This is a genomic window from Bacillus sp. FJAT-27986, assembly GCF_001685035.1.
Lineage (GTDB): Bacteria > Bacillota > Bacilli > Bacillales > Pradoshiaceae > Pradoshia.
In genome coordinates this window covers 59438-84378 of record NZ_MAYV01000019.1, presented here as the reverse complement: position 1 = coordinate 84378, position 24941 = coordinate 59438, and the positions used below count along the sequence as shown (strand labels likewise).

Genomic DNA, 24941 nt, shown 5'->3' with positions numbered 1-24941 from the left:
GTATAACAGACTCCAGTTTCCTTAGAAAAGAAAAAACCCCCACATTTTTTTGTGGAGGTGTCACATCATAAAGTTTCTTTGACATAGTTATCAGTCACGGTTACTTGCAGTGTTTTTTGGTTTTTCATAAATTTAAAGATACCAGTATTGAAATCAGTACCGATTTCTTTAAAGAAGATACCCTCAAATTCACTTTTCTTTGTATGTTCAAAGCTCAGCCGATAATGATTGTCTTCTTTTTCGAGATAGGCACGTACGCCTTTTTCGTAAAGGCCGTCTGGATCATCTCTCAATGCCCGGGCGACGGATATTATATGAATGTCAACAAATGGAATATCTCGCAACAAAGTATTTATAATCGAACCTTTAGCAATCTGTTCCCAACGGCTTTGTGCTGTTTGACCAAGGATGATCTGTGAAATTTGTTTTTCACGTGCGACATCCGCTATTACTTTTGCAAACGGTCGTTTCTCATTATCTTTCAAAATGAATTCCTCTGCTTCCAATTCCTCGGCGAGCTGACGCCATCTCTCAATACTTTCGGATTTCTCAGCGTCTAGTTCATCAAAAGGACTTGGGTCCACTGTCAAGATATATAGGGGACAATCCAACATGTTGGCGATTTTACTGCCACGCTGGATCAAGCGATCACCATTGGGGCCGTAATAGACACACACAAGGATGCTTTCGTCCATTCGGCTTTTGCATTTTTTCATTAAAAGTTCACCTCTAAATAGATGGTAGTTCATTGGACTATTACGAATATAGCCCATGCCAGATTTTCAGTCAATTATTATTACACAAAATAGAGTAAATATTTCTAATATAAAAAGGGTCCGTTGGATATATCGTCACTTTTGTGTGTGCGTACAGTATTCTATGATGAAGGGAGCGCGAGGACATGATTAATTTAATGATTTTATTACCGTTTTTCTTTGCGGTTCTGATACCTTTCCTCTATAGTATGTTCAATAAAAAATTACATATAGGCTGGTTTGTTCTTTTTTTGCCGGTCATCATCTTTATCTCCTTATTACAGTATATCCCAATTACAACGACTGGGAATACATTGACCAGTGAATTTAAATGGCTGCCATCATTCGGGATTAATTTCACAGCTTATGTCGACGGATTGTCCCTCTTATTCGGTATGTTAATCACAGGTGTCGGATCGCTTGTCATTTTGTACTCGATTTTCTATATGTCCAGGGCTCGGGAGGAGCTGCATAACTTTTATGTATATCTGATGTTGTTTATGGGGGCCATGCTTGGAGTCGTTTTCTCGGATAATGTTGTCGTCCTTTACGTGTTCTGGGAACTGACCAGTATTTCATCTTTCTTGTTGATTGCTTATTGGTACCAACGGAAAAAATCGAGAGAAGGAGCACGGAAGTCGATGCTAATCACCATTTTCGGTGGATTATCTATGTTGGCCGGGTTGTTGCTCCTTTCCATCATTACCGATACATATAGCATCCGTGAAATGATCTTCCAAGCTAAATTATTGCCGGAGAATGTCCTCTTTTTACCTGCGATGATTTTAATTTTACTGGGATCTTTCACTAAATCAGCTCAGTTTCCGTTTAGTCTTTGGCTACCTGATGCGATGGAGGCACCGACACCAATCAGTGCTTACCTCCATTCGGCTACAATGGTCAAAGCCGGCATCTATTTGGTGGCTAGGTTAACCCCTTTGTTTGGCGGTGATGCAGTTTGGTTCTGGACGGTATCCTTGGTCGGAATTGTAACTTTATTATACGGATCCTGGAATGCAGTTCGTCAGAAAGATCTAAAGGCCTTGCTCGCTTATTCGACAATTAGTCAGCTCGGTTTGATCATGAGTCTACTAGGATTGGGGTCTGCTGCCATTTATTTTGGCTATGGCGATGAATCGAAAGTATATGCAATCGCTATTATGGCGGCTGTATTCCATTTGGTTAACCATTCAACCTTTAAGGGAAGTCTGTTCATGGTTGTCGGAATCATTGACCATGAGACAGGAACCCGGAATCTGCAAAGGCTGGGTGGGTTAATGAGCCTCATGCCGATTTCTTTCACGATCACTATGATTGGAAGTTTCTCTATGGCAGGATTACCGCCATTCAATGGCTTTTTGAGTAAAGAAATGTTTTTTACCGGCGTGGTGAATGCTTCAGGGATGGATATTTTCGGGATGGAAAAGTTCGGCATGATATTCCCTGTTGTTGCTTGGATAGCAAGTATCCTAACGTTCGTCTACTGTATGATTATGGTCTTTAAGACGTTCACTGGAGAACATAAACCTGAGATGCTGTCAAAGGCTGCTCATGAACCGCCCGTCGGTATGCTGATTCCGCCTGCTATATTGGCGATGTTTGTAGTCCTGATATTCTTCTTCCCCAACATTTTGGCAAAATACATTTTAGATCCTGCCCTTATATCAATCTTGCCGGATTATGAGGCAGCAGGAGGGTTGGGTAAGGAGATTAGTGCTTGGCATGGTTTTAATACAGAATTATTGATGACAATCGGTGTCGTATTAGTTGGCCTATTGCTATACAAGCTGCTGCCTAAGTGGATCAGGGTATTCAGCTGGTATCCGCAAAGCCTGACGTTTAACAATATATACAATGAGTCTTTGCTGCTTATGGAATCGATATCTGCTTATGCAACGAAGAAGTACATGACTGGATATACACGTGATTATCTAGTTTATATTTTTGCGTTTTTTATTTTCATTGTTGGTGGTTCTCTGTGGCTGTTCAACGGTTTTGCTTTCGATATGTCTAAGGATTCACCGGTGAGCATTTATGAAGCTGTGATGGTCATTGGTATGGTGGTGACCGCTTTAATCGCACTGTTTTCCCAGTATCGACTGACATCGATTATTGCTGTTGGTGCCCTTGGATATCTAGTGTCTATTCTTTTCGTTATTTTTCAGGCACCGGATCTGGCGCTGACGCAATTGGTTGTGGAAACAGTGACAGTCGCTTTATTCCTGCTGTGCTTCTATCATTTGCCAGAGTTTCGAAAAGAAGTAAGTAAAGTTCGTTTCAAATTCACCAATATGTTGATTTCAGTTGGAGTGGGGTTGACGGTAACACTATTGGCCCTTTCCGCCAATGGAACCCGTTTGTTTGAAACGATTTCTGGGTATTTCGAAGATTCCTATACGCTTGCCGGAGCTAAAAATATAGTGAACGCGACCTTGGTTGACTTCAGGGGACTTGATACGATGGTCGAAGTGGCGGTCCTGTGTATTGCGGGATTGGCTGTCTTTACATTAATCAAGGTCAATGTTACAGGGAGGGATAAAAAATGAAGCCTAATGATATTTTATTGACGGCCGTAACAAAAGTTGCAGTATTGATTATCCTCACCTTTTCCATTGATTTGTTCTTCTCGGGGCATCACAACCCTGGAGGAGGATTTATCGGAGGGTTGGGAATTGCCAGTGCACTTGTACTCATGTATTTGACGCTTGGGACGGAAGCGGTCAATAAGATTATTCCTGTGGATTTTAAAACAGTGGCAGCGATCGGTGTACTGATTGCAATTCTTACGGGTGTCGGTTCATTTCTGTTCGGTGTTCCCTTTCTTTCCCAAACGTATGGTTATGTAGATTTTCCGATTTTAGGTAAAACGGAACTAGCTACCGCTCTTATATTTGACACTGGTGTAGCGTTAGCTGTCATTGGTTCAGCTGTGACAATCATCCTGAGCATAAGTGAGGATCGATAATTATGGAAACAGTTATGTCTATACTTGTAGGTGTTTTTTTCACAATTGGAACATATATGGTCCTATCCAAAAGCCTGCTGAGAATCATTCTTGGGACTTCGGTGATCGGCCACGCTGTCAATCTTTTAATCTTAACAATGGGGGGATTAAAGACCGGGGGTCCGCCATTGTTAGGATTGAAAAGCACTTCCTTTACAGACGGGCTGCCACAGGCGCTCATCCTGACAGCGATTGTTATTAACTTTGCAGTTACAGGTCTTTTTCTGGTGGTTGCCTATCGTAGTTACCGAGTCTTGGGAACTGACGATTTGAATGAATTAAGGGGAAATGAAGATGAATAATATAATCATTCTGCCGGTCATTATTCCGCTTATCGCGGGACTTATCATGGTCATATTCAGAAAAAACTTATATGCGCAAAGATCAATTGCTCTTCTGGCAATTCTAGCCACGGGAATGGTTTCAGTGCTAATGGCTATGAAAGTAAAGGTGGAGGGAATACAGGTTCTGCAGGCAGGGGGATGGGCGGCCCCTTATGGAATTAGCCTTGTCGCCGATATGTTTGCGGTCATTCTGTTGATTATAACGGCATTTGTGTCTTTCTGTTGTTTGCTTTACGCCTTTTACACAATTGGAAAGATAAGAGAGAAAAATTTCTTCTATCCATTGTTCCTGTTTATGATCAGCGGTGTGAACGGATCTTTTTTGACCGGAGATATCTTCAATCTATTTGTCTTTTTCGAACTGATGCTGATTTCCTCCTATGCATTGATTACACTTGGCGGGGAGAAAAAACAGCTCAGGGAATCAATCAAATATATATTGATTAATGTCATGTCATCCTTCTTTTTCCTTGTGTCCGTTGCCTACCTATATGCTGTAACAGGTACGTTGAATATGGCGCATCTGTCTGTCCGTGTTGCGGAAGCGGGACAAAATGGGCTGCTGACGACCGTTGCGATTTTACTGCTCATGGTTTTCAGCCTGAAGGCCGGTCTCTTGCTATTTCATTGGTTACCAGGATCATATAGTGTTCCACCTACAGCGGTGGCAGCAATCTTTGCGGCTTTGCTCACCAAGGTTGGAATTTATGCTATTTTCCGTATGTTTACATTGATTTTCTATCATCAACCGGAAATCACCCACTTGTTGATCGGAATCCTAGGGGCAGCGACAATGTTACTCGGAGCAATCGGTGCGGTCTCGAGATGGGATATAGAAGGAATTTTGACCTACAATGTTATCATTTCTGTCGGTTTGATTATGGCCGGACTTGCTGCTTTCACCACAGGCAGCATCACAGGTTCCATTTTTTATCTTGTGCATGACATCAATGTGAAAGCACTGATTTTTCTAATCGGCGGTACAGTTATTTACCTAACTGGCACTGCTAAATTAAAGGAAATCAGCGGCTTGATCCGGACTCATCCGTTTCTTGGCTGGATGTTCTTTGTCGCAGCCTTGGCGTTGGCAGGTATCCCACCTTTCAGTGGTTTCCTCGGGAAGATGCTGATTACAAAAGGTACCTTTGAAGCCGGAGATTATTGGCTGGGGGCAATTGGATTACTATCAAGCTTGTTAGTGCTATATTCTGTTATGAAAATCTTCATGAATGCATTCTGGGGTGAGACAAACCTAAGTGAAGAAATGGAGAAAGGGACAACAAGAGGGGTTATTATACCAATTACGCTTTTGACGGCTGCAACAATTTTTCTGGGATTGGGTGGAGAAATAATCTCATCTTATATCCAGTTGGCTGCCGAAGGCTTGATGAACCCTGATTTATATATCGATGCGGTTTTAGGAGAATAGTAGCTAGTCTATAAACAAAAAGGGGTGGTCGTTGTGCCCGTTCAAGTCTTGCTTAATATATTCATTGGTTTCTTATGGATGCTCTTGCAGGATAAATGGAGTTTCCCTTCGTTCTTTGCCGGATATCTAGTGGGAATCGTTATTTTGTTTTTTGTGCGTCGCTTTTTCAATAAATCCTTCTACATGGGGACATTTCTCTCTATATTAAAGTTGCTATTTGTATTTCTTAAAGAGCTCGTTTCTTCTACGGTGCTTGTTCTGAGGCAGGTCACACGTAAAAAAATAGATGTTCAGCCGGCGGTTTTTGCCTTAAAGACAGATCTGAATGGAGATTGGGAAATACCAATGTTGGCTTTGCTATTATCGCTGACACCAGGCTCCGTGGTATTGGAGATTTCGCCGGACAACAAAACATTCTATATTCATGCCATGGACTACAAAGAATCTAAACAAGCGATTATTCAGGCAAAAATGAGCTTTGAAAGGGCGATTAAGGAGGTTACACGATAATGTTTGAAAAAGCCATGACTGTAGCGCTATTCATTTTAACGTTATCCATTCTCATTTCCATCTATCGCCTCTATAAAGGTCCATCCATGCCAGACAGGGTTATGGCACTGGATTCAATTGGAATCCACTTAATTTCAGGTGTGGCTATTTTTTCTGTACTGTTCAAATCCCATGCCTTCTTGGACATCATATTGTTGTTAGGGATCCTTTCTTTTATCGGGACTATCGCGTTTGCGAGATTCATAGAAAGGGGTGTGGTCATTGAACGTGGAAATGATAAGTGAGTGGATTGCTGCTGTCTGTATTCTTACGGGGACAATCTTAACGCTTCTAAGTGGTGTTGGGCTGATTAGGCTTCCGGATGTTTATACACGATCACATGCAGCTTCAAAAAGTACAACACTTGGAGTACTATTCATCCTTCTGGGAGCATTTCTGTTTTTTTTAATTGGTGAAGGATATGTTAGTATACGGCTGCTTCTCGGAATATTCTTTGTATTCCTGACTGCTCCGGTAGCAGGCCATATCATCTGCCGGGCAGCTTATCGCTCAAACGTAAAACTTACCGACCGTACAGTCCGTGATGATTTGAAGAAATTATTGAAGTCTAAATGAAAGATAGTTGAACTGCCCACTAAAGGTTAGACTAAATCTAACTTTTATGGGGCAGTTTTAATTTGGAAAAAAAGCGATAGGATGTCTATTCAATTCAAACATTGAAACTATGGTATATTGACAGTACATAGTTAGTAAAGGAGTTTAGAAATATGGCAAAAAGTGTAGTCATTGCTGAAAAACCTTCCGTTGCCCGTGATATTGCGAATGTACTGAAATGTACAAAGAAGGGCAATGGATTTTTCGAAGGAAACAAATATATAGTTACTTGGGCATTAGGGCATTTAGTTACTTTAGCTGATCCTGAAGCTTATGATAATAAATATAAAACATGGAATCTAGAAGATCTTCCTATGCTTCCAGAACGTATGAAATTAGTTGTCATTAAACAAACTGGAAAACAGTTTAATGCTGTAAAAGCACAATTAAGTCGCAGTGATGTGAATGAAATAATTGTGGCTACTGATGCGGGAAGGGAAGGAGAATTAGTTGCACGTTGGATTATTGATAAAGCAAAAGTCAATAAGCCAATCAAGCGCCTATGGATATCTTCTGTAACAGATAAAGCGATAAAAGACGGATTTAATAACTTAAAACCTGGTAAATCGTATGAAAATTTATATGCTTCCGCAGTAGCACGCTCAGAAGCAGACTGGTATATCGGTTTAAATGCAAGTCGTGCATTAACAACTAAATTTAATGCACAATTAAATTGTGGTCGCGTCCAAACACCAACAGTTGCTATGGTAGCGGCACGTGAAGATGAAATCAAAAACTTTAAACCGCAAACTTATTATGGTATTGAAGCGCAAGCTGATGGGCTTAAATTAACATGGCAAGATGTGAATGGTAATAGCCGCAGCTTTAATAAAGAAAAAATAGATGCAATTGTTAAATCGCTTGGATATAAAGATGCGAATGTAGTTTCTATTGAACGCAAAGCAAAGAAAAACTTTTCACCTGCCTTATATGATTTAACAGAACTTCAACGTGATGCTAATAAGATCTTTGGCTATTCAGCTAAAGAAACACTGAATATTATGCAGAAACTATATGAACAACATAAAGTACTAACATATCCACGTACTGATTCACGCTATATATCATCTGATATTGTCAGCACCATTCCAGAGCGCTTAAAGGCAATCGGCGGTAATGAGTATCGTAAGTTAGTAACTAAGATTATAAATAGGCCTATTAAGGCGACGAAGGCCTTTGTTGACGACAGTAAAGTCAGCGACCACCATGCCATCATTCCAACGGAAGGCTTCGTTAATTATGCTGCCTTTAATGATAAGGAACGTAAAATTTATGATTTGGTCGTGAAGCGGTTTCTCGCTGTTCTATTTCCGGCCCATGAATTCGAGCAATTAACAGTCCATGCGAAGATTGGCCCAGAGTCCTTTATCGCCCGTGGTAAAACAGTGATTCAGCCAGGCTGGAAGGAAGTCTATAACAATCGTTTTGAGGAAGAGGAATCTGGCGATGAGGTGAAGGAACAGTTACTTCCGAAAATCAATAAGGGTGACAAATTAGCAATTACGATAATATCGCAAACTTCAGGTCAAACTAAGCCACCTGCGCGTTTTACAGAGGCTACTTTACTGTCAGCGATGGAAAACCCTACGAAGTACATGGAAACAAAAGATAAAAAGCTTGTAGATACGATAAAGATAACTGGCGGGCTTGGTACAGTTGCAACCCGTGCAGATATTATAGATAAATTATTCAATTCATTCTTAATCGAAAAACGTGGTGGAAAAGATATATATATTACTTCTAAAGGACGCCAGTTACTTAATTTAGTACCGGAAGAATTGAAGTCGCCAACTACAACAGCAGAGTGGGAACAAAAACTTGAGCTAATCGCTAAAGGGAAAATGAAAAAGGCTGTGTTCATTAATGAGATGAAAGAGCATACAAAAGAAATTGTGGCAGAAATTAAAGCCAGCAATAAAAAGTATAAGCACGACAATATCTCCACAAAATCCTGCCCAGAATGCGGGAAACCAATGTTAGAAGTAAACGGAAAGAAAGGCAAAATGCTTGTCTGCCAAGATCGCGAATGTGGTCATAGAAAGAACGTGTCACGTGTCACTAATGCACGATGCCCTCAATGCAAAAAGAAAATGGAACTCCGTGGCGAAGGTCAGGGACAAATATTTACCTGTAAATGTGGATACCGTGAAAAATTATCTGCTTTTGAAGAGAGACGTAAAAAAGAGTCTGGCGGAAAAGTGGATAAACGAACTGTACAAAAGTACCTGAAACAGCAAGAAAAGGAAACGGAGCCTATCAACAATCCATTTGCTGATTTATTAAAAGGAATGAAATTTGACTAGAGAATTAAGTTAATTTTTCAAAAACAAAAATGCCTATCCTAATTTTAGAGGATAGGCGTTTTTGTTAAAAATCAGGAGACTGATGAAGATTAAGTGGTACCAGATGAATTAACGAGCCTTTACGAAGAAGACAGTTCAAAAGTTTCATTTTGTATTGATAAAGAAGATACAAATTATATTTTTACCCTATATTGGAATAACCATCACATTTTGGATTAGTTTGATTTGTTTAAATTGTTTGTTAATTAGTAAGCTGTATGTTACAATAAAACAGCAAAAAGGTTTGAAGATCAAAAAAATTTTTACAGTCTTTAAGTACATGCTTAGACAGAAAAGGTTTTTCTGGTTTTCTACTTTTAAAATTTTCACTAAAAGTTAGGGGGCCAAAAAAATGGTCGGAAAAGTAAAATGGTTTAATGCAGAAAAAGGTTTTGGTTTTATCGAGCGTGAAGATGGTGACGATGTATTCGTACACTTCTCTGCTATTCAAGGTGAAGGATTCAAAACTCTTGAAGAAGGTCAAGAAGTTGAATTCGAAATCGTTGATGGAAATCGCGGACCACAAGCTGCTAATGTAGAGCGTATCTAATTAAATTTAAAACCATCGGGTACAATCCTTTTCGGATTGTACCCTTTTTATATTGGCAAGCAAATAAAGCATAAGTTTCGCCTGGATGGAGCAGATTAATTGAGGATACAGTCTGATATAAATCAAAGGGCGGATAGGATATGAAAAAAGCAGCAGCGACAAAAAATCAAGAAAAGAAAAAACTGCAATGGTGGCAGCTTTCCCTTATAGGGATAGGCTGTACAATTGGAACCGGCTTTTTCTTAGGTTCCGGATTAGGAATCAGGCTTGCCGGCCCATCAATATTAATTGCGTTTATACTTGCCGCTTGTACGACATATATCGTATATGAAGCTTTAGCAAAGATGACGGAAAAAGATCCTCAAAAAGGGTCTTTTCGTACATACTCCCGTAAGGCGTTTGGACGTTCTTTTGGGTTCTTAAATGGGTGGGTTTACTGGTTTTCAGAAATGCTTATAATGGGAAGCCAATTAACAGCCCTGTCTCTATTTTCTAGGTTTTGGTTTCCTGAATTTCCTTTATGGATATTTGCAGCCATCTACGGAGCACTTGGACTGATTGTTATTATTATTGGGGCAAAGCTGTTTGAACCGATGGAGAATGTCAGTGCAATCGTTAAAGTATCCGCAATTTTAATGTTTGTCATTATCGTGATCCTTGGCTTGTGTGGTGTGATTGATGGAAAAGGAACACTTGATTTTCCTTCAACGGTTAAGGAGGTTTTTCCTACAGATTGGAAGAAAACTTGGTCATCTCTCGTTTTTGCTTTTTTTGCCTTTGGAGGTATTGAAGTTCTGGGTATTATGTCTATGCGATTAGAGAAAAAAGAGGATGCTCCAAAAGCAGGGAGAGTCATGATTCTAGCATTAACCGTCATTTACATCATATCCCTAGGCTTAGTCGTAATGCTGTTGCCATGGGATAAGGTTAATCTAAAAGAAAGCCCGTTTTTAACGGTCTTGAGTTATTATCCATTTAGGTTCATTATGCATCTTTTTAATGGAGCTTTGATAATTGCCGGTTTTTCAACAATGTCGGCTTCACTTTTTTCTGTTGCAAATATGCTGACGACCTTAGCTGAGGATCGAGATGCCCCGAAAATATTGGGGAAAAAAGGGAAGTTCGCAATCCCTCTGCCTGCTTTTGCTGTAACAGTGACTGGTTTGCTAATCTCTATCGTTCTGTCGAGAGTGATGCCGGATAAGGTCTATGAATACTTTACGACTGGTGCGAGTTTACTCATCCTTTACAATTGGATATTAATCCTGTTGACGTATTCCAAGCTTGCTGACCTAAAAACAAAGGATAAAATAAAACGAACTATAGGGCTTGGGCTTATTTTGCTGGCTATTGTTGGGACGGTCATTGAAAAGGACACGAGAATGGGCTTTTTCGTAAGTCTAGCTTTTGTTTCTTTTGTAAGCCTGATTACAATTATTATGGCTATTATTCGAAAACGAAAACGGCCTTTAACAAGGCGAAGAATCCATAACTAACGATTAAATTAGGGATTGAACCCCCATAACTCCAAAATAGATCCCAAAGCCAACTAAGGAAATTCCGGATATGATTGAAATTCCCGCTAAGAGTTTATTGGTTAAATAGCGCCTAAATATGGATGCCATCATCGCCATCGAGTAGTCCCAAATTAATATCCCCAAAAGGATGGCCAAGCTGTTAATGATGATTTGCTGAGGAGATAAGTGACTCACGGTTTTGGCGAGTACAGAGCCATAGATGCCCAACCAAAAAAGAATGGATAATGGATTCAATAACGACATAAAAAAGCCAGAGCGAAAGGAACGAGTGATATCCTTGTTCCGTATATTGCTTTGGTTTTTTTTATGATAAACAGCAACCAGACTCTCTACTCCGGAATAAGTAAGCACGAAAGCCCCGAATAACCAGAGAAAGGTTTGGATTAGAGGAACTTGCATATATTGAGCCAACCCGGTATAAACAACAAGCATATAGCAGATATCGGCTAGTATAGCGCCCAGACCGAATACCCAGGCATTTAAGAATCCATGCCTTAAACCAATTTCCATTTGTGCAGCATTAATTGGTCCGATAGGAGCCGATAAGGAAATTCCTAGATAGACATATCCCAATAATCCATACATACAATTTATACCTCCATTTTAATTGCTCAAATTATCATATGCATGTATACAGGCTTGTACGACAAAAAAGAATAGTTTAAGGAAAACATAAAAAAGAGGCATAAGCCTCAAATGGCTCATGCCCAAAAATATGTCAGAATTGATAAAAGAACGGATGTAATAACCATTGTAAGCAAGGGAAGGCTTGCTCGTTTCTTAAGCTCTTTTAAATCAATCGTTAAGCCTAGCCCAGCCATAGCCATCGAAAGTAGAAAAGTGGTCAGCATGGCAATGTAATCATATAGGTATTCAGGAAACCAGGATCCAGCAAGATAAGTTCTAAAAATACTTAAGGCCAGAAATCCTAGAAGAAACCATGGAAATGGAATGGAGGATTGGCTGCCAGCGCCTTGTTTACGTTTCATCCAGAACACTAATACAAAACAGAAAGGAATCAATAAGAAAACACGACATAATTTAGCTAATAAAGCCATTGTAACAGCAGCTTCCCCAGCAGGCTCAGACGCTAAAGCTACATGAGCCAATTCATGTAAGCTAAGTCCGGACCAAATTCCATATTCAGTAGGTGTTAGGGGGAGAATCGGAATAAGCATCGTATAGGCGACTGAAAAAATAGTACCAATCAATGCAATCATCCCGACGCTCATCGCCGTGTCCTCTTCTTTTGAATCCACTATAGGTGAAACCGCTGCTATAGCCGCTGCGCCGCATATTCCTGTCCCTGCACCAAGCAGGAAAGAAATCATTGGATCAATTTTCAGCCATTTGCCAAGCAATACCATGAGGGCTACAGAGAATACGATACAAATCAGAGCTTTACCCAAAAGGCCAAGACCTTCACTAAAAATAATCTGCATATCTAATTTCAACCCATATAAAATAATGGCAGCACGTAAGAGAATTCTTGCTGAAAAATGAACGCCCGTCCGTAAATTTGTTGGATAGCTGCGAATATTACGATACAGGATGGCGAGCAAAATACTGCATGCTAATGGTCCTATGTATTCGAAAAAGGGCAATTCAGCAAGGACAAATCCAAGCAGCGCCAATAAGGCCGTAAAGCCCAGACCTCCCCAAAATGATAAAGGAGATTGAGTTTGTTTAGTCATAGTAGTCACTCCTAATTCTTTCATCACTATATTTGAAAACAGTCATTATGTATGCGTAGAATATATGTATATACATAGCCAGGTTATTATGAGTCCTGGCAATAGCTTCCATGAAGCCACTTCCCTAGTTTAATATTCTTAGACTTAATAAAAAAGAGGTAACACTCAATTAATTAATTGTATGTTTATCCAATACAGGATCTTTTATACAAAAAGCTGAGGCGACTGCCCAACTCCGACAAGCACGGAGGGAGAGCGCTTTTCCTCTACTGCAGCAGCTACACTTATGACTCGAGCGGTTAGGCCCTGAAGCTGGCTTATAAGGGAAGAATAGGTGAGGTGGAAATGTGGATTATATTAATCGTTTAAAACAGTTATTTGAGAATGAAAAGAATGAAGAACAAGCAGTAGCAATGGCGCGATATATGAAGAATCAATTTCCTTTTTACGGGATTAAAACCCCGGAAAGAAGAAAATGTATGTCTGTATTCTTTAAGGAAACAGGTATTCTTGCTATGCCGCTTTCACATGAATTTTGTTTAAAGCTTTGGAATATGCCGGAGAGAGAATGGCAAAATGCTGCGCTTGATTACCTTGCTAACTATATCGACAAACTGGAAGTAAAGGATTTACCGCTACTAAAAACATTAATTACGACAAAATCTTGGTGGGATACCGTAGATATGATTGCCTCTAAGCAGGTTGGCAATTTGGTATTAAGAAATCCTGATTTAATAGATACTATCATGAATGATTGGGTAATAGATAATAATATGTGGCTACGTAGAACAGCAATCCTCTTTCAACTTTCCTATAAAGGTCAAACAAATGAGAGAATCTTATATGACTACATATTGAAAAATGCGGATAGTAAAGAATTCTTTATTCAAAAAGCGATTGGGTGGGCACTGAGAGAATATTCAAAAACGGATCCGGAGTCTGTGAAGAACTTTATAAAAAAAACAGAGCTTGCACCTCTCAGCAGAAGAGAAGGTAGTAAGCATTTTCTAAAGGGGGAGACTGTATGAAGTGTATAGCAACCGATATGGATGGAACATTACTGAATGAGCATCAAATGGTAAGTGACGAGAACCGAAAGGCGATGGAGGCAGTAAGGGATAGCGGGGGACAAGTAATTGTTGCTACGGGCCGATCTTATAAAGAAGCAAGGTTTGCACTTGATGAGATTAACTTTCACTGTCCTATTATCAGTTTAAATGGAGCAGCTGTTTATAATCAGGAAGGCAGTTTGGTGGATTCCAATCCGATGAAGCAAGAAAGCTTAGTGGAGACAGTCAAGCTTTTGGAAGAAATGGATCTTTATTTTGAAATGTATACAAACAGGGGGACATTTTCCAAAAACCCCGAAAAGGCTATTGATTCACTTGTCGATATCTTCTTGAGTGCCAATCCTGATCAGGAAGAAGATAAAGTTCGTGAATTTGCTGAAGGCAGAATTAAATTTGGATTCTTATTTGCGACAGACGATTACTTCCAGCTAATTAATGAAGAGGATATCGAAATATACAAAATACTAGTCTTTTCCTCTGATATGAATAAACTAAAAAATACTGGCACTATTCTTGGAGAGATGGAAGGAATAACTGTCACTTCATCCGGTAAGGGGAATATTGAAATTAACCAGAGTGGTGTTTCTAAGGGAATAGCTTTGGAGAAATTGCTAGAAAAATTACGAATCCCACTTGAAGAAACAATTGCTGTGGGAGATAACTTTAATGATTTATCTATGTTCGAAAAAGCGGGGATGTCCGTTGCTATGGGTAATGCATCCGATGAGATTAAAGGGCTGTGCAAGGATGTTACCTTAACAAATGAAGAGGATGGTGTCGCCCATATCATTTATAAGTACATCGTTCAAAAATAAATTTAAAAATTAGGTATAGGTGGTCCAGAATATGGCTATCATAGTACTACAATGAAGTTTTCCAAAGTATCCCCCCCTTTTTTTGAACCGCCTTTAGTAATGAAGGCGGTTTTTTTTATGAAATAAAGATGCCCGCAAAAAAAGCCGTCATTAGTATGACAGCTTTTATAAATCTAATTCTTATATTTTTTCAGGCCATTTATATGAATAAAATCTTTCAAAGCAAAGGCGGCTTTCAAGCTCTTTATTCTTTTGGGCGAGTAATTCAGGCCAACCAGCCATCATCGCCTCAGTTTGAGAGCGGTGGGCAGAGATTGCCTTTAGTTTAGTCTCGATTACATCCTGAATATTATTTATGATATCAGGCTCTCCAAGGACATCCTGATGGTTGTTGGAAAAGGCTACACAATGAAGCTTTGGCCTTTTTTCAGGATTGATTTCAGAGACTGCCTGTACGACAGCTCTTCCGCAAGCCTCATGATCCGGATGGACACTGAATCCCGGATAGAAAGTGATAATGAGGGAAGGATCAAGCTCATCAATAAGCTTAGTCATTTGATTAGCTAGCCACTCTTCATTTTCGAATTCAACAGTTTTATCGCGCAGTCCCATCATACGTAAATCCTTAATACCCATTATTTGTGCTGCGTCTATTAATTCTTTCTTGCGAATCTTCGGGAGACTCTCCCGTGTTGCAAAAGGAGGATTTCCAAGATTACGTCCCATTTCACCAAGCGTTAAGCATGCATAGGTAACGGGGATACCAGCTCTTGTATAAGAGGCGATTGTTCCGGAAACCCCAAATGCCTCATCATCAGGATGAGGGAATATGACTAATACATGTTTCTCTTTATCCATTTATCCCAACTCCTTGTTATTTATCAAATGGGGCGGTACTGATTTCAAAAGCGACAGCCAGTCTTCCGCTCTGGTCAAGTCCAGCCATTAAAAGGCGGCCGAATTCATCGATTTCGTAATGGGTAATCCCTTCAGCGTATACCCAGCCTTCCTTCATTCTTAATCCTACCCGATAAGGGCCATCTCCGATAATTTTACCTTCTTCAAAACAAATAGAAACATTACGGATAAACGCACCTGCTGAGAAGAATGATTCATCATTATGAGTGGCATAAGCGCCGTTTGTTGTCTCTAAATGCAAATAAACCTGTAAACCGGCATATGATTGCAGCGCTTTTTGTGAATCAAGCAGGTCAATTGGCTTCATTAAGATTACCTCCTATATAAAAAGGAACACATTAGTTTCCTATTAAATTAGTGTTGTATTAATTATGATACTAAAGTATCTGAAAAATTGCTAAAAATGGAGATGGAAAAAAGCTGTCCTAAATTTCGGACAGCCTGTAATAAAGAAGAAATTATTTATATGTACGGTAAGCACCATGCATAACTGGTCCAACAAATTCATTTAGCTTCCAGCTATGTTCAATAGCGGCTGAGATAAATTCCTTTGCAGTAGCCAAGGCTTCTTCAACTGTTTTTCCTTTAGCCAGCTCAGCAGTAATGGCTGCAGCAGTTGTACAACCGGCACCATGGGTATAAGTAGTCGCAAACTTTTCGGATTCAAGGATGGTATAGTCTGTTCCATCATAAATTAGGTCAATTGCTTTATCTTGCCCATCAAGTTTAGTGCCACCCTTGATAAGGACATATTTTGCCCCTTGATCATGGATAATCTTTGCAGCTTGTTTCATTTCATCAATAGTAGTGATGGGGCCAATCCCGGATAATTGCCAAGCCTCAAAAAGATTTGGTGTTACAACCGTAGCAAGAGGGAGAAGCAATTCTCTCATTGCCACTGTATTCTCAGGCATTAACACTTCATCTGTCCCTTTGCAAACCATTACAGGGTCTATGACGACTTTATCAAGGCCATACTCTTTAATTTTTCGTGCAGCCAATTCAATAATATCAACGGTCCCAAGCATCCCTGTTTTCATGGCATCAATTCCTGTAGAAAGGATTGTATCCAGTTGTGCCTCCACAGTTGAAACATCAATAGAAAATACATTATGAGACCAGTTATTTTTAGGGTCCATTGCAACAATTGAAGTAACAGCAGTCATTCCATAAACGCCAAGCTCCTGGAATGTTTTTAAATCTGCTTGAAGTCCTGCTCCGCCGCTGCTGTCTGATCCAGCTATAGTCAATGCTTTTTTTAGACTCATTGGCCTATCCTCCCTCATTATAAAACTTAATTTAGTTATACTTTATAATACATACCAAAACAATATGTATGGAAAAAAACTGATGCTGTTAATTGTATACATAATCCGTGAACAATAAATTCTGAATTACCATTTTGCGGTATTTTATCATAGGTATAAACCGGAAGTATACAGTAAGAGTTTATAAAGGTAAAAGCTCATATAGTAATGATACTATAAGTGAAAAATAGTGGATAACAATAACGCTTATATGATTTAAGACATAGTAAGCAGATGCTCGTGATCATGGAGACGAGAATGAACAATGATTGATTCTAATAACATCAGATTGATATATGCAAAAAAGTTTTTTCTTATGCATTGTAACTTGATCAGAGTAGTAAAAAAGCCAGTAAAAAAAAGGGCGTTAAGGAAGAGAGAACCCATCCTTAAGCCCTTTTTATGCTGTATGCGTTACATTATTTTTGTATTATCAATATCACTTGCCTGGTTCGAAGTAACAATAACAATTTTGTGGTCATCAAGATCTTTTTCATATTGTTGTGCTTCTAACTCAGATAATCCAAGTGATTGGAGCTTGCTGCGCAATTCGTCGCCACGTTTTTTGAACAGATTTCCTACACTTTCAAAGAAACCTTGCTCACCAATACCAATGTTGCCTGTATCCGTAGCATCAGTTAAATCCTTCGAAAACTCTTTATTATGGGAAAACAGATAAACATTCTCTTTTGTAAATCCCTCAGCTGCAAGTTGTTCAACTTTCTCTTTAGCTTGAACTGAATTTTCTACTACAAAAACTTGATACATCTTGCATCCTCCTCGATTTTTGGATTTTAATTTAAAATGTAGTTACAGTGTTTATATAACCTATTAAAAAATCTATAAACATAAGTTGAGCAGGGTAAAGAGAGTGTAAGCGGAAAATATTGTTCGACAAATATAATAATTTCTGAAGTATATAGAGGAGTGGATTGGATGAGTCACCAAATTTTACAGAATGACTGGCTGGAGTATTTAGTGGATGAATTTAAACAACCATATTATGCAGCCCTGTGTAATTTTATAAAAAAGGAGTATGAAAACGAGATTGTCTATCCAAAGGCTGAAGATATCTACAACGCTTTGAACTATACTGATTTTAAATCCGTAAAAGTGGTATTGCTCGGGCAGGATCCCTACCATGGCCCCAATCAGGCTCATGGATTAAGTTTCTCTGTACAGCCTGAAGTTGCTCTCCCGCCCTCGCTACGGAATATTTTCAAGGAACTAAATGATGACTTAGGAATTCCAGTCCCTAACAATGGATACTTGAAAAGTTGGGCGGATCAGGGGGTACTTTTGTTAAATACCGTTTTGACTGTCAGACAGGGAGAAGCCCATTCACATAAGGGGAGAGGATGGGAGCGATTAACAGATAAAATAATAGAGACATTGAATGAAAAATCAGAACCGGTTGTTTTCCTATTATGGGGAAAACCAGCACAATCCAAAATTCACTTAATTGATCAGAAGAAGCATCACATCATTACCTCGGTTCACCCGAGCCCGCTATCTGCTCGGCGAGGTTTCTTTGGAAGTAAGCCATTTTCTAAAACGAATGAACTTCTCCGACAAAATGGGCTGAAGGAAATCGATTGGGCCATTCCTGATTTGTGAGGTTGTGAAAAATAGATTCCTTGGCGAAGTTAGGATAGAATTGAATAAGAAGAGATGAAGGTAAGAGGTGTGAATCTGTGGAAATAACATCAGAAAAGGTATTGGACAAAATGGATGAACTGATTCATAAGGCTAAAATGGCGCCTGCTGAAAAAAGGAATGGATACCTAATTGCCGTTCAAAGCTTAATCGACTTGGTCATAAGTGATCATACGAAGGCGGAAGGACAAACTGTGAAGAAAACTGTTCCATATAATCCAATTCAGCAAACGAATCCGACTGTCTCTCTTCCTCAGGAGGAACCAGTTAAGATGGAGGACGCAAACGGGGATTCACTGCTTGATTTTTAAACGCAAAGGAGAGAATGGGGATGAAAACATTTATTATTATTGCAGCCATTAATGCGGCGATGTCCGTGGCATGCGGTGCATTCGGAGCTCATGGGCTGGAGGGGAAGATTTCTGAAAAGTCTCTGGCGGTCTGGAAAACAGCCGTTCAGTATCAGATGTTCCATGCAGGTGGATTATTGGCAATAGGATTGTTGTGGGATCGATTATCCTCACATCAATTGTTAAATTGGTCAGGTTGGCTCATGTTAGTTGGAATTATTCTCTTTTCTGGAAGCTTATATGTACTCAGTGTAGCAAGTATTGGTAAGCTTGGTATTATAACGCCGTTTGGCGGAGTTGCATTTATTGCTTCCTGGGTATTAATGATTGTGGCTGTTTATAAATATTCATAAGTTTGATATGTTCATAGAAGAACCGCTTATGTCTGACATAAGCGGTTCTTCTATGTACTATAGGGATTAGTTCGTCAAATATTTTTTATTCTCGGTATGCTAACCATTCTCGATTAACGAGATGGAGAACCAAAAGGATAGGAGTATTCGATTTCTTCATCAAAAGTTACATAATCGAGGTAAATCAGTGGCAATAAATAGCGCATGCCTGTTTGCGGATCACTTAAGATAAGATGATCTCGGCCGGCTGCTTCAATAATTCCTTTGAATAGTCTTGTATTACCATCCTTACTTCCCTCAAAGGTCATATATACCGAAGCGAGTTTACCGCGATTTAAACGCAGAATATTTTCGATATAGGATTGTTCTACGAATTGACCCGGAGCAGGCGACGGAGAAGTTTGGAACGGTGATCCACCACCGCCTAGAGTATACGACTGCGCCGGAAAGGGCAGTTGTTGTTGCTGTTGTTGTGGCTGAAACTGTTGCTGCTGCCCCATGCCTGTTTGTCCTGCCATATAGGGATTATAAGGGACTTGATATCCGCCTCCATACGTTTGCCCCCCGCCGTATGATTGTGAACCCGGTTGTTTCATAAAATGACTCCTCCTCTATAAACAATAGTATTCTAAAAAACAGTTGGACAATCAGATTGTGTCGGTGCAAAGAAGCAGTGTGATTTGTAACGCCCAGAATTGTATTGTCCAAACCATTGTGCCGGGCAGTCCCCTTCCGGTCTGAAGAACCAAAGAGCGTTCGTGGCCGGATTAAAACGTTCCCCGTTGACGACTCTTCTTGCCAGCCTGATTTCACTCTCTCTGGCACGTTGATAAAAGTATCCTTTCTGTGTCGCTTCGAATCCACCGGGGTTTTGGAAAACCATTTGAGGAATCGATCGGATATTTACGAAATCCAAACATTCACCACGTACCCTGTTGACACCTACATTGCCAACCATTAACATGCCCAAATTTCCTTCACCCTCAGCTTCTGCTCTCATTAATCGGGCAAGAACTTTTATATCCTCCTCAGTAGCTTTTATAACTGCCATGCTTGAAGCACCTCTTTTCGATAGGTCATTTCATGATGTGTTGTAGATACGTAAAAGGTATGCTCACTATAGAAAATTATGCAGGGGGAGACCGGCTTATGATAAAAAAGGATATTACTTCATCCATTTCAAGAAGAGCAGAAGAGATTGCTTTGTTTTTGCAGGTCGCACTATTCACATAATTTTCCTGTGTGATGGAATTTAAAAAGGTTAACAACACAGGGGAAGTCGATACTGAAGCAAATGAAGAGACAGGCGGTTATTGGGGAAATGCTTCAACCTTTATCTGAGGGGAACAGAGTATTTTGAAATAAAGGGGATCTTGGTGCTTGGACAACAAAAAAGTGCCCTATCCACCATGTATAATGGCTTTTAAAGGCACTTCCTTTTATCCTATTTAAACATGTAAAAATTCGCTGACACAGTCCGGTGTAAGGATATTTCCAACAAAGAAGGAACCGAATTCACCGTAACGGGCACTCACTTCATCGAAACGCATTTCATAAACCAATTTTTTAAATTGGAGAACATCATCTGCGAAAAGGGTAACACCCCACTCATAGTCATCGAATCCAACGGATCCAGAAATAATTTGTTTAACCTTGCCAGCATATTGTCGGCCAATCATTCCGTGAGAATACATAAGTTTTTTACGATCCTCCATCGGAAGCATATACCAGTTATCATTGCCTTGACGACGCTTGTCCATCGGATAGAAGCAAACATGCTTAGATGTCGGCAAGATCGGGTATAGTCTGGAACGAACATGAGGATTCTGATATGGATCTTCATCTGAATCAGAAGGCAGATAATTACTTAGCTCAACAACAGATACATAAGAATGTGCCGGAATTGTGAACTCTGCTAATTTAGTTTTATTAAACTCTAATTCAAGTGCATTTAATTCTTCCATTGTTGGGCGTAAAAGCATCATCATAAAGTCTGCTTTTTGTCCGACAATTGTATAAAGAGCATGACTGCCTTGGTTTTCATTCTGAGTTTTATTCCATTTTTCAACCAATCCCAGGAATTCATTGATGGCAGTGGCACGTTCGTCTTTGGGTAACATTTTCCAGGATAACCAGTCAATTGTACGGAAGTCATGTAAACAATACCAACCGTCTAATGTTTTAGCTGCTTCACTCATACTTATCATCTCCCACATAACATTTCGTTCATGCCATTTACTATATCACAATCAATGGCATATTTTCTTGAATCAAGGCTTCGATAAACTTGTCGATATTTTGACATACCGCTATAATTTTAAAAAATAAGGCAAACCTATTAAATAATTCATCATAAAGGTGTATTCTAGGTAGAGTGACATTTTGAGGAGGACATAAAAAATGAGTAATTTATTTACAACTTTAAAAGAAAAAGTTTCTGGCAATCAATTGCGAATTGTATTCCCAGAAGGAATGGATGAAAGAATTCTTGAAGCAGCAGGAAGATTGGCAGCTGAGAAAACAATCATTCCAATCTTAGTTGGAAATATTGATGAAATCACAAAAAAAGCGAAGGATATGAATATTTCTGTAGATAATATGGAAATTTACGATCCTGCTACATATATTATGATGGACGAGCTTGTGACAGCTTTCGTTGAACGTCGTAAAGGTAAAGCGACTGAAGAACAAGCACGTAAAATCTTGCTTGACGAAAACTATTTCGGAACAATGCTTGTATATCTAAATAAAGCAGATGGTTTGGTCAGCGGTGCTGCGCATTCTACAGCAGATACAGTACGTCCGGCATTGCAAATCATTAAAACAAAAGCAGGCGTTAAAAAGACGTCTGGCGTATTCATCATGGTTAAAGGTGATGAAAAATACGTATTTGCAGACTGCGCAATCAATATTGCTCCTGACAGCCAGGATCTTGCTGAAATTGCAATTGAAAGTGCTAGAACAGCGCGTATGTTTGATCTAGATCCACGTGTTGCAATGCTTAGCTTCTCCACAGTTGGTTCTGCTGTATCTGAAGAAACAACAAAAGTGGCGGATGCTGTTAAGCTTGTAACGGAGATGGACCCACAATTAATCGTAGACGGAGAAATTCAATTCGACGCAGCGATTGTTCCATCTGTTGCTGCATCTAAAGCTCCTAACTCTCCACTTCAAGGTTCTGCAAATGTATTTGTATTCCCTAGCCTTGAAGCAGGTAATATTGGATATAAAATTGCACAACGCCTAGGCGGATTTGAAGCAGTTGGACCAATCCTGCAAGGTCTAAATGCTCCTGTGAACGACCTATCCAGAGGATGTAACGCAGAGGATGTATACAACCTTGCACTGATCACAGCTTCTCAAGCTTTGGTAAAATAAGTTTATAAGTGACCTATGGCGCCCTTTGGCGCCTATTTTTTTATAGATGGAGAGAGGTAAGATGAATTTATTACAGCAGGATCGCTGGAGAATCATTGACCATAGTCAATCAGGTATGCATACACGTGCCATTCAATCATTTGCGATTGACGATACATTATGCGCTTCGGTTGGAGCTGGGAACTCACCAGTTACCGCACGGGCTTGGGTTCATCAAAAAACAGTTGTGTTGGGTATCCAGGACGGAAGGCTCCCGATGCTGAAGCAAGCTGCTGATTTCCTGCATGAGAAGGGCTATGACTGTATTGTCCGAAATTCAGGCGGATTGGCCGTTGTATTGGATGAAGGAATTTTGAACCTGACGCTTGTTTTTCCGGAAAAAGACCGGAAAATTGAGATTAATCGCGGATATGACGCTATGTGGGAACTGATCAAGTACATGTTTCGAGACTTTGATAATGAGATTAAAGCGGGTGAAATCGTAGGCTCTTATTGTCCGGGAAGCTATGATTTAAGCATTGATGGCAAAAAATTTGCCGGTATCTCTCAAAGGAGAATCCGTCATGGTGTAGCAGTACAAATCTACTTGGATATCAATGGGGATGCTGAACAAAGAGCTGCATTAGTGAGAGATTTTTATAAAATTGCTCTAAATGGGACTGAGACGAAATTTGTTTACCCTACTGTGAATCCAAAAGTTATGGCTTCCTTATCTGATTTGCTCGGTGTCGAGCTGACTGTAAATGATGTAATGCTTCGCTTAATGAAGGCATTACAGGATCATGCCGGGCAGATTGAGATGAATTCTTTGGCGGAAGCAGAAATGCCACTGTTCGAATCCTATTTAGAAAGAATGCAAGACCGCAATGCGAAATTGGAAATCGATTAATTCTTTCCATCGTTTTAGGAGGGGCTGTTAAAAGTAGTCTCTTACATGCTCGAATGAAAGTGAGAATGGTTTGATATTACAGATGAAAGCCGGCTCCTCTGAAAAGAGCCGGCTTTTTATATTTATTCTGCGATTTTTTCTAGATTTCCATTACGATCCATCTTAAATTTAGTAGCTTGTCGGTCATCTTCATCCAATAAAGCTAATTTACGGGCACGATTCATAATATTCATGAGTGTTTCGTAGTCTTCCTGAATCGTAACGGTATTTTCTTCAACATTATCAAGCTTGTGCTGCAATTCTTTATTTGTATTTTTCAGTTCCCTGATTTCAAGGCGCAATCTTTCATTTTCAGATTGTAATGCTTGCAGTTTCAGGCTGTTTGTATCATAAGATTGTAAGAATACAATAACATCGTCCATCGTCAAAGCCGGAGTCTTGTATTCTTCCAGCACTGGAAATAGGCTTGTTTGCTCAAATGTTTCAGTATCTTTTTGTTCGGTGGAAATATCCATGTCCATCAATTCATCTTCCATTGCGGTAGTTACTGTTTCAAAGTCTCGTAAAGATGGAGTCGGTGGCTGGTACAGGATTTTCTTTTTGCCGCCCTGATCCTTTCCAAGCAATCTTTGGCGTTGTTTACGCTGTTTACGGGCAAGCTGCAATGCTTTCTCATAAGTGTGTCTTACAACCGCATTCCATCTAAATCCGCAAGCAGCTGCGGTACGGTTCAATTTATCTCCAACTTCGTCAAATGCATTCAATTGGGTACTGCCTTCGCGGACGTGTCTTAAAACAGTTTCTGCTAGTAATAAATCATTTTCTTCAGTCCATGCATCTTGTCTGATTTTCATGATCTGCAACTCCCTTTTCTATAAGATTTAAAATAAATTTGCAAATTATGGTTCTAGCATGGACAAAAAGAACAAAGTTTATACAGGTTACTAGATTTTTTCATTAACCTAATAGATATTTAGCCGATTCTTGCAAATAAGGGAGCCGGAGTGATACAATACGCTTTAGTCCCAAGAGGCTCACAACTAACAAAGAGTCAAATTTTTTGGCAAGAAAGGATAGGCGGTCATGTCGAACGAATTTAGAGTATGTGACGACTGTCAGGCTACAAACCTAAAGACATTGCTACCAAAATTAAACAAGCTCGATCCCGATGCAAAAATTGAGATTGGATGCCAGTCCTACTGTGGACCTGGACGCAAAAAATCATTTGCGTTCGTCAATAATCGTCCAGTAGCTGCACCAACAGAAGATGAATTAATTGAAAAAGTAAAAGCTAAGATAAAATAAATAAAAAGTCGCTCCTCTAAAAGATCAAATTTTAGAAGAGCGACTTTTTTTCATAAAATCCTATCTAATAATCCATACTA

29 protein-coding genes are annotated in these 24941 nt (G+C 39.6%); 18 read left to right on the top strand and 11 right to left on the bottom strand.

The window, feature by feature from the left end; translation table 11 throughout:
* Window positions 1–65: 65 nt before the first annotated feature.
* On the bottom strand, window positions 66–716 hold the full coding sequence (locus A8L44_RS17470) for a universal stress protein (protein WP_066109492.1): 651 nt from the start codon (window positions 714–716) through the stop codon (window positions 66–68).
* A 185-nt stretch (window positions 717–901) separates the two neighbouring features.
* Between A8L44_RS17470 and A8L44_RS17465 the strand changes: the two genes are divergently transcribed.
* The 10 genes from A8L44_RS17465 to A8L44_RS17420 all read left to right on the top strand — a co-directional run bounded on the left by A8L44_RS17465 (window position 902) and on the right by A8L44_RS17420 (window position 11084).
* A complete protein-coding gene (locus A8L44_RS17465; protein ID WP_066109489.1) occupies window positions 902–3301 on the top strand; it encodes a Na+/H+ antiporter subunit A in 2400 nt (799 codons plus the stop codon).
* The gene (locus A8L44_RS17460; protein ID WP_066109486.1) at window positions 3298–3720 is read left to right on the top strand and encodes a Na(+)/H(+) antiporter subunit B; all 423 of its coding nucleotides are present in this window, start codon (window positions 3298–3300) and stop codon (window positions 3718–3720) included. Before A8L44_RS17465 ends, A8L44_RS17460 begins: the two co-directional genes overlap by 4 nt.
* Before the next feature lie 2 nt (window positions 3721–3722).
* Window positions 3723–4061: a Na(+)/H(+) antiporter subunit C gene (locus tag A8L44_RS17455; RefSeq protein ID WP_066109482.1), complete on the top strand. Its 339-nt coding sequence runs from the start codon at window positions 3723–3725 to the stop codon at window positions 4059–4061.
* Complete coding sequence (locus A8L44_RS17450) at window positions 4054–5532, top strand: Na+/H+ antiporter subunit D (protein WP_066109479.1); 1479 nt, start codon at window positions 4054–4056, stop codon at window positions 5530–5532. The genes A8L44_RS17455 and A8L44_RS17450 overlap by 8 nt, the downstream gene beginning before the upstream one ends.
* 33 nt (window positions 5533–5565) lie before the next feature.
* Entirely contained in the window at window positions 5566–6042 is a 477-nt protein-coding gene (locus A8L44_RS17445) for a Na+/H+ antiporter subunit E (protein WP_066109474.1), read from the top strand.
* Entirely contained in the window at window positions 6042–6326 is a 285-nt protein-coding gene (locus A8L44_RS17440) for a Na(+)/H(+) antiporter subunit F1 (RefSeq protein ID WP_066109471.1), read from the top strand. Before A8L44_RS17445 ends, A8L44_RS17440 begins: the two co-directional genes overlap by 1 nt.
* Window positions 6304–6657: a monovalent cation/H(+) antiporter subunit G gene (gene mnhG, locus A8L44_RS17435; protein ID WP_217491087.1), complete on the top strand. Its 354-nt coding sequence runs from the start codon at window positions 6304–6306 to the stop codon at window positions 6655–6657. Before A8L44_RS17440 ends, mnhG begins: the two co-directional genes overlap by 23 nt.
* Window positions 6658–6809: 152 nt before the next feature.
* Window positions 6810–8999 (top strand): DNA topoisomerase III, encoded by a 2190-nt coding sequence (locus A8L44_RS17430; RefSeq protein WP_066109468.1) that lies wholly within the window; start codon window positions 6810–6812, stop codon window positions 8997–8999.
* Between the two features lie 391 nt (window positions 9000–9390).
* Window positions 9391–9588, top strand: a complete 198-nt coding sequence (locus A8L44_RS17425) for a cold shock domain-containing protein (protein WP_066109465.1) — start codon at window positions 9391–9393, stop codon at window positions 9586–9588.
* Window positions 9589–9728: 140 nt separating this feature from the next.
* Entirely contained in the window at window positions 9729–11084 is a 1356-nt protein-coding gene (locus A8L44_RS17420; RefSeq protein ID WP_066109462.1) for an amino acid permease, read from the top strand.
* Window positions 11085–11087: 3 nt separating this feature from the next.
* Here A8L44_RS17420 and A8L44_RS17415 read toward each other — a convergent pair whose 3' ends face one another.
* Complete coding sequence (locus A8L44_RS17415) at window positions 11088–11711, bottom strand: LysE family transporter (RefSeq protein WP_066109461.1); 624 nt, start codon at window positions 11709–11711, stop codon at window positions 11088–11090.
* Window positions 11712–11827: 116 nt separating this feature from the next.
* Window positions 11828–12820 (bottom strand): YeiH family protein, encoded by a 993-nt coding sequence (locus A8L44_RS17410; RefSeq protein WP_139063885.1) that lies wholly within the window; start codon window positions 12818–12820, stop codon window positions 11828–11830.
* Between the two features lie 347 nt (window positions 12821–13167).
* Here A8L44_RS17410 and A8L44_RS17405 point away from each other — a divergent pair, with 347 nt between their 5' ends.
* Window positions 13168–13848, top strand: coding sequence for a DNA alkylation repair protein (locus A8L44_RS17405; RefSeq protein ID WP_066109455.1), 681 nt, complete (start codon window positions 13168–13170; stop codon window positions 13846–13848).
* Window positions 13845–14705: a Cof-type HAD-IIB family hydrolase gene (locus tag A8L44_RS17400; protein WP_066109452.1), complete on the top strand. Its 861-nt coding sequence runs from the start codon at window positions 13845–13847 to the stop codon at window positions 14703–14705. The genes A8L44_RS17405 and A8L44_RS17400 overlap by 4 nt, the downstream gene beginning before the upstream one ends.
* A 180-nt stretch (window positions 14706–14885) precedes the next feature.
* Here A8L44_RS17400 and bshB2 read toward each other — a convergent pair whose 3' ends face one another.
* The 4 genes from bshB2 to A8L44_RS17380 all read right to left on the bottom strand — a co-directional run bounded on the left by bshB2 (window position 14886) and on the right by A8L44_RS17380 (window position 17698).
* Complete coding sequence (bshB2, locus tag A8L44_RS17395) at window positions 14886–15563, bottom strand: bacillithiol biosynthesis deacetylase BshB2 (protein ID WP_066109449.1); 678 nt, start codon at window positions 15561–15563, stop codon at window positions 14886–14888.
* Window positions 15564–15579: 16 nt separating this feature from the next.
* Window positions 15580–15930, bottom strand: a complete 351-nt coding sequence (locus tag A8L44_RS17390) for a YojF family protein (protein WP_066109446.1) — start codon at window positions 15928–15930, stop codon at window positions 15580–15582.
* A gap of 151 nt (window positions 15931–16081) precedes the next feature.
* Window positions 16082–16891 carry a pyridoxine/pyridoxal/pyridoxamine kinase gene (gene pdxK, locus A8L44_RS17385; protein WP_066109443.1) on the bottom strand — a complete coding sequence of 270 codons (810 nt, stop codon included), beginning with the start codon at window positions 16889–16891 and terminating at the stop codon, window positions 16082–16084.
* Window positions 16892–17344: 453 nt separating this feature from the next.
* A complete protein-coding gene (locus tag A8L44_RS17380; RefSeq protein WP_066109441.1) occupies window positions 17345–17698 on the bottom strand; it encodes a general stress protein in 354 nt (117 codons plus the stop codon).
* Window positions 17699–17866: 168 nt separating this feature from the next.
* On the opposite strand from A8L44_RS17380, the gene A8L44_RS17375 reads away from it, so the two are divergent.
* From A8L44_RS17375 to A8L44_RS17365, 3 genes are all read left to right on the top strand, one after another.
* The gene (locus tag A8L44_RS17375; protein WP_066109438.1) at window positions 17867–18547 is read left to right on the top strand and encodes a uracil-DNA glycosylase; all 681 of its coding nucleotides are present in this window, start codon (window positions 17867–17869) and stop codon (window positions 18545–18547) included.
* A gap of 77 nt (window positions 18548–18624) precedes the next feature.
* Window positions 18625–18897, top strand: coding sequence for a DUF5327 family protein (locus A8L44_RS17370; RefSeq protein ID WP_066109433.1), 273 nt, complete (start codon window positions 18625–18627; stop codon window positions 18895–18897).
* A 20-nt stretch (window positions 18898–18917) separates the two neighbouring features.
* Window positions 18918–19289 carry a DUF423 domain-containing protein gene (locus tag A8L44_RS17365; protein ID WP_066109432.1) on the top strand — a complete coding sequence of 124 codons (372 nt, stop codon included), beginning with the start codon at window positions 18918–18920 and terminating at the stop codon, window positions 19287–19289.
* A 113-nt stretch (window positions 19290–19402) separates the two neighbouring features.
* Here A8L44_RS17365 and gerQ read toward each other — a convergent pair whose 3' ends face one another.
* The 3 genes from gerQ to hemQ form a co-directional block, all read right to left on the bottom strand.
* Window positions 19403–19885 carry a spore coat protein GerQ gene (gerQ, locus tag A8L44_RS18635; protein ID WP_077248193.1) on the bottom strand — a complete coding sequence of 161 codons (483 nt, stop codon included), beginning with the start codon at window positions 19883–19885 and terminating at the stop codon, window positions 19403–19405.
* Window positions 19886–19917: 32 nt separating this feature from the next.
* Window positions 19918–20340 carry a cell wall hydrolase gene (locus A8L44_RS17355; protein WP_066109429.1) on the bottom strand — a complete coding sequence of 141 codons (423 nt, stop codon included), beginning with the start codon at window positions 20338–20340 and terminating at the stop codon, window positions 19918–19920.
* A 397-nt stretch (window positions 20341–20737) separates the two neighbouring features.
* Entirely contained in the window at window positions 20738–21505 is a 768-nt protein-coding gene (gene hemQ / locus A8L44_RS17350; protein ID WP_441294140.1) for a hydrogen peroxide-dependent heme synthase, read from the bottom strand.
* Between the two features lie 184 nt (window positions 21506–21689).
* Between hemQ and pta the strand changes: the two genes are divergently transcribed.
* Together pta and A8L44_RS17340 are read left to right on the top strand one after the other, a co-directional pair.
* Window positions 21690–22667, top strand: a complete 978-nt coding sequence (gene pta, locus A8L44_RS17345; RefSeq protein ID WP_066109419.1) for a phosphate acetyltransferase — start codon at window positions 21690–21692, stop codon at window positions 22665–22667.
* A 61-nt stretch (window positions 22668–22728) separates the two neighbouring features.
* Window positions 22729–23556, top strand: a complete 828-nt coding sequence (locus A8L44_RS17340) for a lipoate--protein ligase family protein (RefSeq protein WP_139063884.1) — start codon at window positions 22729–22731, stop codon at window positions 23554–23556.
* A 122-nt stretch (window positions 23557–23678) separates the two neighbouring features.
* Here A8L44_RS17340 and A8L44_RS17335 read toward each other — a convergent pair whose 3' ends face one another.
* The gene (locus A8L44_RS17335; RefSeq protein WP_066109416.1) at window positions 23679–24410 is read right to left on the bottom strand and encodes an RsfA family transcriptional regulator; all 732 of its coding nucleotides are present in this window, start codon (window positions 24408–24410) and stop codon (window positions 23679–23681) included.
* Between the two features lie 229 nt (window positions 24411–24639).
* On the opposite strand from A8L44_RS17335, the gene A8L44_RS17330 reads away from it, so the two are divergent.
* Window positions 24640–24861: a DUF1450 domain-containing protein gene (locus tag A8L44_RS17330; RefSeq protein ID WP_066109413.1), complete on the top strand. Its 222-nt coding sequence runs from the start codon at window positions 24640–24642 to the stop codon at window positions 24859–24861.
* Window positions 24862–24941: the final 80 nt, after the last annotated feature.

Bases quoted from the DNA above. Each gene is read 5' to 3' on its own strand.
- A8L44_RS17470 (WP_066109492.1), bottom strand. From the start codon at position 716: ATGAAAAAATGCAAAAGCCGAATGGACGAAAGCATCCTTGTGTGTGTC.
- A8L44_RS17465 (WP_066109489.1), top strand. From the start codon at position 902: ATGATTAATTTAATGATTTTATTACCGTTTTTCTTTGCGGTTCTGATA.
- A8L44_RS17460 (WP_066109486.1), top strand. From the start codon at position 3,298: ATGAAGCCTAATGATATTTTATTGACGGCCGTAACAAAAGTTGCAGTA.
- A8L44_RS17455 (WP_066109482.1), top strand. From the start codon at position 3,723: ATGGAAACAGTTATGTCTATACTTGTAGGTGTTTTTTTCACAATTGGA.
- A8L44_RS17450 (WP_066109479.1), top strand. From the start codon at position 4,054: ATGAATAATATAATCATTCTGCCGGTCATTATTCCGCTTATCGCGGGA.
- A8L44_RS17440 (WP_066109471.1), top strand. From the start codon at position 6,042: ATGTTTGAAAAAGCCATGACTGTAGCGCTATTCATTTTAACGTTATCC.
- A8L44_RS17430 (WP_066109468.1), top strand. From the start codon at position 6,810: ATGGCAAAAAGTGTAGTCATTGCTGAAAAACCTTCCGTTGCCCGTGAT.
- A8L44_RS17425 (WP_066109465.1), top strand. From the start codon at position 9,391: ATGGTCGGAAAAGTAAAATGGTTTAATGCAGAAAAAGGTTTTGGTTTT.
- A8L44_RS17420 (WP_066109462.1), top strand. From the start codon at position 9,729: ATGAAAAAAGCAGCAGCGACAAAAAATCAAGAAAAGAAAAAACTGCAA.
- A8L44_RS17415 (WP_066109461.1), bottom strand. From the start codon at position 11,711: ATGTATGGATTATTGGGATATGTCTATCTAGGAATTTCCTTATCGGCT.
- A8L44_RS17410 (WP_139063885.1), bottom strand. From the start codon at position 12,820: ATGACTAAACAAACTCAATCTCCTTTATCATTTTGGGGAGGTCTGGGC.
- A8L44_RS17400 (WP_066109452.1), top strand. From the start codon at position 13,845: ATGAAGTGTATAGCAACCGATATGGATGGAACATTACTGAATGAGCAT.
- bshB2 (WP_066109449.1), bottom strand. From the start codon at position 15,563: ATGGATAAAGAGAAACATGTATTAGTCATATTCCCTCATCCTGATGAT.
- A8L44_RS17390 (WP_066109446.1), bottom strand. From the start codon at position 15,930: ATGAAGCCAATTGACCTGCTTGATTCACAAAAAGCGCTGCAATCATAT.
- pdxK (WP_066109443.1), bottom strand. From the start codon at position 16,891: ATGAGTCTAAAAAAAGCATTGACTATAGCTGGATCAGACAGCAGCGGC.
- A8L44_RS17380 (WP_066109441.1), bottom strand. From the start codon at position 17,698: ATGTATCAAGTTTTTGTAGTAGAAAATTCAGTTCAAGCTAAAGAGAAA.
- A8L44_RS17375 (WP_066109438.1), top strand. From the start codon at position 17,867: ATGAGTCACCAAATTTTACAGAATGACTGGCTGGAGTATTTAGTGGAT.
- A8L44_RS17365 (WP_066109432.1), top strand. From the start codon at position 18,918: ATGAAAACATTTATTATTATTGCAGCCATTAATGCGGCGATGTCCGTG.
- gerQ (WP_077248193.1), bottom strand. From the start codon at position 19,885: ATGAAACAACCGGGTTCACAATCATACGGCGGGGGGCAAACGTATGGA.
- A8L44_RS17355 (WP_066109429.1), bottom strand. From the start codon at position 20,340: ATGGCAGTTATAAAAGCTACTGAGGAGGATATAAAAGTTCTTGCCCGA.
- hemQ (WP_441294140.1), bottom strand. From the start codon at position 21,505: ATGTGGGAGATGATAAGTATGAGTGAAGCAGCTAAAACATTAGACGGT.
- pta (WP_066109419.1), top strand. From the start codon at position 21,690: ATGAGTAATTTATTTACAACTTTAAAAGAAAAAGTTTCTGGCAATCAA.
- A8L44_RS17340 (WP_139063884.1), top strand. From the start codon at position 22,729: ATGAATTTATTACAGCAGGATCGCTGGAGAATCATTGACCATAGTCAA.
- A8L44_RS17335 (WP_066109416.1), bottom strand. From the start codon at position 24,410: ATGAAAATCAGACAAGATGCATGGACTGAAGAAAATGATTTATTACTA.
- A8L44_RS17330 (WP_066109413.1), top strand. From the start codon at position 24,640: ATGTCGAACGAATTTAGAGTATGTGACGACTGTCAGGCTACAAACCTA.